The sequence below is a fragment of the Flavobacterium sp. genome (genome assembly GCF_046317795.1).
GTDB lineage: Bacteria > Bacteroidota > Bacteroidia > Flavobacteriales > Flavobacteriaceae > Flavobacterium.
In genome coordinates this window covers 1-5205 of record NZ_JBKCVI010000023.1, presented here as the reverse complement: position 1 = coordinate 5205, position 5205 = coordinate 1, and the positions used below count along the sequence as shown (strand labels likewise).

Here is a 5205-nt window from a genome sequence, read left to right as displayed (position 1 = left end):
GCACACGAACAGTATTCAGTCAAAAAATTACAGTATTTTGATACTGACACCCATTCCAATTATCTGCCGTATGTAGTTTAAACATCTGTTGTTTTGGATAGAATGTTCTTAGCGGTTTTTGCCACAGCGCTACAAGAAGAAACCTTAGAAGATGGTTCAACTCGAACCGTTTTGCGTTTACCATCGGTATTAGCACCAACAAAAGCGGCCGTTTTTCCTTTAATTAAAAGAGACGGATTGCCTGAAGCAGCCCAAAAAATAATCGATGACTTGAAATGGGATTTCAATGTAGCGTATGACGAAAAAGATGCCGTAGGAAGACGTTACCGCAGACAAGATGCGCTAGGAACACCATTTTGTATCACTGTGGATCACCAAACTTTGGAAGATGAAACAGTGACTATCCGCCATCGCGATTCCATGAAACAAGATAGGGTGAAAATTTCCGAACTTAGCGACATAATAACTACTGAAGTTTCAGTTAAAAATTGGTTAATGCGAACTTTGTAACTTTACTTAATTCTTTAACAATAAAATCTTTAGTCCCGTTTTTTTTATAAAACTGATGTAACTAAACACAAATGCTTTTCTTCAGAAACCTGATGTAAAAACAACAATTAATAAAGTCGCTACTACTAACCAAGTACCAGAACCAATAGCATAATTAGTCCATACTTTATCCTGCTTAATCTTTTTAGCTTTAGTAGTATACCCATTCACATACTCGGGATTACCCAAAAAAGTTTTGTTCGGATAATCTAAATTTATTTCTTTCGGAGGTGTTGAAGAAGTCACTATAGCAGGAACAAGACCTAAAAAAGGTGAAAAAAGACTAGTAATCAACGTGCCAGTACTAGCGGCTTTATATTCTTTATAATATTGTAAAGCATCTGATTGTCCTTGAGCAAAAGGATTGTCATTTAAAAAAAGATCACTTCCGATTTTTTCTTCATCAACAAAAATATCTTTAGTCCCGTTCTCATAGCGAATGAGTAAAACCTCCGATTTCAATATCGTGAAAATAGGACCATTTAAATCATCAAATTTTTTATACTTTATTTCTGTAATATCTACTTCAAGAATTTTAGCCGAAATATCTTCGCCGTTCTTTTTAGTCAGTAAGTCTTGAGCAAAACTTATGCTTGAAATCAAAAACAAGATAAAAACAATACTCTTTTTCATATACCTTGATTTCTTATTTCAATTATAAAAAAATGCTTTAAGGAACATCATTTTAAAATCGGTAACCAATACTAACACCACCTCTTCCTATTATAGTATAATCGCGTTCAAATTGGCCATTAAATAAATTGCGCCCAACACCAGCATTCAATTCTAAAATCAATCCTTTATTGGTTACCCATTTTCCACCAAGACCTACACCTATAGCAAAATCGGTTACTTCTCTTTGATTATAAAAAGAACTAAAGTCATCATCATAAACATAATCGTCAACACTATTTAACATACCAAATGCTTCGCCAAAAAATCCGGCAGCAGGTTTATCTCCAAAATAATAACGATAATATGCAGTTGCCGTATAATTAATTTCAAAAACATAATCATTAACGGGTACAGTAAGTGCAAATCCAACAGCCGACTCCTCATTTAAAATGCGTTCATAAGTAACCGCTATACTCCCTAAAATCAATGCTAATGCATTTCCTTTTATTTCATTTTTTTTAAAAGAAACAGGGTTTTCAATACCAGATTGCGGCTGCGACGATACCTTTTGTGGTTCATTAAAAACATCTTTAGTTCCGTTTTCATAGCGAATTAATAAGACCTCCGATTTTAAAATCGTAAAAGTAGGTCCATTTGGATTTTCAGATTTCTTATACTTTATTTCAGTAGTGGTTACTTCGAGAACTTTAGCCAAAATATCTTCGCCGTTCTTTTTTGTGAGTACGTCTTGAGCAAAACCTATACTTGAATAAAGAAACAAGGACAAAACAATAATAATTTTTTTCATAACAATAATTTTTTTTTCAAATATAATGCAAAATATAGCACTTGAAAAAACTCAGGTTTATTTAACATTAATAAATTAGGATGTTAGCTTTTTGTAAGTATGTACTTAAATTAAAAAGCACATATTAACAGGATTCATATTTCTGTTAACATTTTACAAAAAACAAGTATTGATATTCTATTTTCGCAATAACGAAAATTCAAACTTTTAATCGTTTCTATTTTTGTGGTTGATTTTTAATTTTTAATCTTTAACCAAATAAAAAAGTTTTCCCAAAACTACCTGTTTTCACCTACCAATGCTTTCCCTAAGTCAACGGAAAAGCGAGATGAGCCACACTTTTATTATTATTGATGACAATCAAGACGATGTCGCGAAAACTCAGGCCATTGCGGAGCGTTTTCGTAATTTGTCTTTCTTGGCTGCTGCCAATAATTATGATGATGGCGTAAACCTCATCCTAGAACATCAACCCCATTTAGTGTTTCTAGAAATAGCGCCTTCTGATAAAAAAAGTAATCTTTCCTTGAGCTTGATTAATGAATTGTATCGCTATTTGCCTGTAGTTCCAAAAATCATCATTATTACCAACAAAAAAGAGTTGGCGTATGACGCTCTAAAATATGAAGTCATTGATTATCTATTAAAACCATTAGATATTAATGATTTCAGAAAAGCCATTTTGAAATTTGACCGAGCCATTAAATCCAACTTGCCTCATGTAGAAGCTAAAAACCCTGTAGCCACATTTGAAGTATTGGATGAAACAATAGCAGAAGAATTAGAAATAGAAAACGATGCGCAACAAAAAACTATCTCAACTTCTGAAAAACCTATTGTATTTCAAAAAGAACAGTCGCTTATCATTTGTGTAAAATCCTATGGCGATTATCGTTACATCGACTCAACTGACATTCTCTATTTTGAAGCCGACAACAACTCCACCGATATTCATTTGAACAATGGCGAAATGATTACCGCTTTCAAAACGCTGAAACATTTTGAAGCCGTGTTACCACAACTACAATTTTTACGCATTCACAACAGTTATATTATTAATGTAAATCAGGTTTCGAGAATTCATACCGGAAATACCGTTTGCTATATTAAAAATTCGACTACCAAACTTCCCTTCTCCAAATCCTATAAAGAGAATGTTGATTTAATCATTACTCGTATTGCGGGAGGCAACTATTTGGAGATTTAAAACCATACTTATCAACAAATTTTACCCATTATCCACAAAAAACGGCAAAACCCCAAAAACCATCCACCACGATTTGGCTATCATTCACTATCAAACGATAGCATTCTACCATAAACCCTATTATTCATGGATGTTGACAGAGACTTCCTTTATAGTTTTACATCGTGATTTAACCACATTTCAAAATGAATTACGTGGTATACACAACAAAAACGTAACTAAAACACAAAAAAATAAAAAGTCTCAATTATGAAAAAATTAGCAACAACATTCGGATTATTAGCTTTAATGCTAGTAGTGACTTCATTTACTTCACCTAATGAAATTGGTGGAAAAGGAACTAGTGATAGAGGAGTAGGTAATACCCAATTTGAAATTGGTGGAAAAGGAACTAGTGATAGAGGAGTAGGTAATACTCAATAAATGAATTTAAAATTAAAATATTTTAAGCTATCTGTTAAAGATAGCTTTTTTTTTGAATATATTTGTTTTTTATCTTCGTTTACTAATTGAAAACAAAATACTTCATATTTGCTTATTTGCTATTTTTAGTATCCTGTTCAAAGGATAGTGAAAAACCGACTGAAAAATATTTAAGTCCTACGGACAGCATAAGTTATTACCTCAAAAAAATTGAAAGTTCAGATATAAAAAACATTGACAAAGTTAAAATACTTGACAAAGCAACAACTATTGTAAAAAATTCTGAAAACTCTTTAAAAACTAGAGAATTAAATTTTGATATTATTTCAAAATATTTTGAAACGCAAGAGTGGTCTCATTATAAGAATGCAGCTGAAATATTATTGAAAAATTCTATGTCGGCTAAAGATGTCATAAGTTTAGCAAAATCCTACAGATCATTTGGAAATTATTATTATCAGATAAAGCAACATGACAGTTCTTTTTATTTTTATACTAAAGCCGAAAAAATATATTATCAAATTAATGACTATGATGGTTATTCAACTATCATGTTAAAAAAAGGATTAATTCAATTTAATGCAAATGATAATCTTGGTGCAGATTTATCTCTTTCTAAATCATTAGGGGTACTAAAAAAAATCAATGATTCAAAAAAAAAATATTCAGTATTAATTCAACTAGGCTTAAATTCTAATCAACTTAAAGAGTATTCAAAAGCAATCAATTATTTTAATGATGCTTTAAACATTGCAAAAGAAAACAATTATTCGGATAATTTCCAAGAATCTGTTTGTTTAAGTAATATTGGTTTAGTTTATCAAAATCTTAAAGATCATAAAAAAGCTATTTCTTTCTTTAATAAATCTCTAAAAGACAATAATTTAAAACAAGATTACCCAGAAGCATATTCCAATATTATTGACAATTTAGCTTATTCAAAACTTCAAATTAATGATTTTAAAGGGCTGTCTAATTTGTTTATTGAATCTCTTAAAATTAGAGAAAACTTGAATGATAATTCTGCTATTATAACAAGCTATATTCATCTCTCGGAATACTACGACAAAATAAAACAAAAAAAGGAGGCGTTGAAGTATGCAAATTTAGCTTTAGAAGTTGCAAAAAGAGAAAAAACCCCAATAGATTTATTATTTTCATTAAAGCAAGCTTCTGTAGTAGATAATAAAAATGCCGCAAAATATTCTGAAGATTATCTCAGAATATCCGATAGTCTGCAGATTGCAGAAAGAAATTCTAAAGATCGTTTCGCACGTATTCAACTCGGCACACAAGAAATCATTCAGGAAAATGACGTCCTCGAAGACCGCAACCGTAACCTGCTATACGTTTTTATTTTTACTGTTATCCTAGCATCATTATTATTCATAGTACGAGCACAACGAACACGAACTCGAGAATTGTTATACAAACAAACGCAACAAAAAGCTAACGAAGAGATTTTCAATCTCATGATGTCGCAACAAGCTATTATTGATGAAAGCAGAAGCAAAGAAAAGAAACGACTAGCAAGAGATTTACACGATGGCGTACTGGGCAGAATGTTTGGCCTGCGAATGAACCTGGATAGTTTGAATAACAA

At 31.4% G+C, this 5205-nt stretch carries 5 protein-coding genes and 1 pseudogene; 4 read left to right on the top strand and 2 right to left on the bottom strand.

Features of this window, described 5'->3' with window-relative positions:
* Positions 1 to 510, top strand: a pseudogene (locus ACK5ON_RS01560) (His/Gly/Thr/Pro-type tRNA ligase C-terminal domain-containing protein); the annotation flags it as partial.
* Positions 511 to 591: 81 nt separating this feature from the next.
* Here the strand turns inward: ACK5ON_RS01560 and ACK5ON_RS01555 are convergent.
* Positions 592 to 1182 (bottom strand): hypothetical protein, encoded by a 591-nt coding sequence (locus ACK5ON_RS01555; protein WP_409819216.1) that lies wholly within the window; start codon positions 1180 to 1182, stop codon positions 592 to 594.
* A 52-nt stretch (positions 1183 to 1234) separates the two neighbouring features.
* Positions 1235 to 1972, bottom strand: a complete 738-nt coding sequence (locus ACK5ON_RS01550) for a DUF3575 domain-containing protein (protein WP_409819214.1) — start codon at positions 1970 to 1972, stop codon at positions 1235 to 1237.
* Positions 1973 to 2300: 328 nt separating this feature from the next.
* Here ACK5ON_RS01550 and ACK5ON_RS01545 point away from each other — a divergent pair, with 328 nt between their 5' ends.
* The 3 genes from ACK5ON_RS01545 to ACK5ON_RS01535 all read left to right on the top strand — a co-directional run.
* Positions 2301 to 3179, top strand: a complete 879-nt coding sequence (locus tag ACK5ON_RS01545) for a LytR/AlgR family response regulator transcription factor (RefSeq protein ID WP_409819212.1) — start codon at positions 2301 to 2303, stop codon at positions 3177 to 3179.
* Between the two features lie 249 nt (positions 3180 to 3428).
* Positions 3429 to 3602, top strand: a complete 174-nt coding sequence (locus tag ACK5ON_RS01540; RefSeq protein ID WP_409819210.1) for a hypothetical protein — start codon at positions 3429 to 3431, stop codon at positions 3600 to 3602.
* 116 nt (positions 3603 to 3718) lie between these two features.
* Positions 3719 to 5205: tetratricopeptide repeat protein (locus ACK5ON_RS01535; protein WP_409819208.1), on the top strand; the 1487-nt coding region annotated here is incomplete at its 3' end.

Bases quoted from the DNA above. Each gene is read 5' to 3' on its own strand.
- ACK5ON_RS01555 (WP_409819216.1), bottom strand. From the start codon at position 1,182: ATGAAAAAGAGTATTGTTTTTATCTTGTTTTTGATTTCAAGCATAAGT.
- ACK5ON_RS01550 (WP_409819214.1), bottom strand. From the start codon at position 1,972: ATGAAAAAAATTATTATTGTTTTGTCCTTGTTTCTTTATTCAAGTATA.
- ACK5ON_RS01545 (WP_409819212.1), top strand. From the start codon at position 2,301: ATGAGCCACACTTTTATTATTATTGATGACAATCAAGACGATGTCGCG.
- ACK5ON_RS01540 (WP_409819210.1), top strand. From the start codon at position 3,429: ATGAAAAAATTAGCAACAACATTCGGATTATTAGCTTTAATGCTAGTA.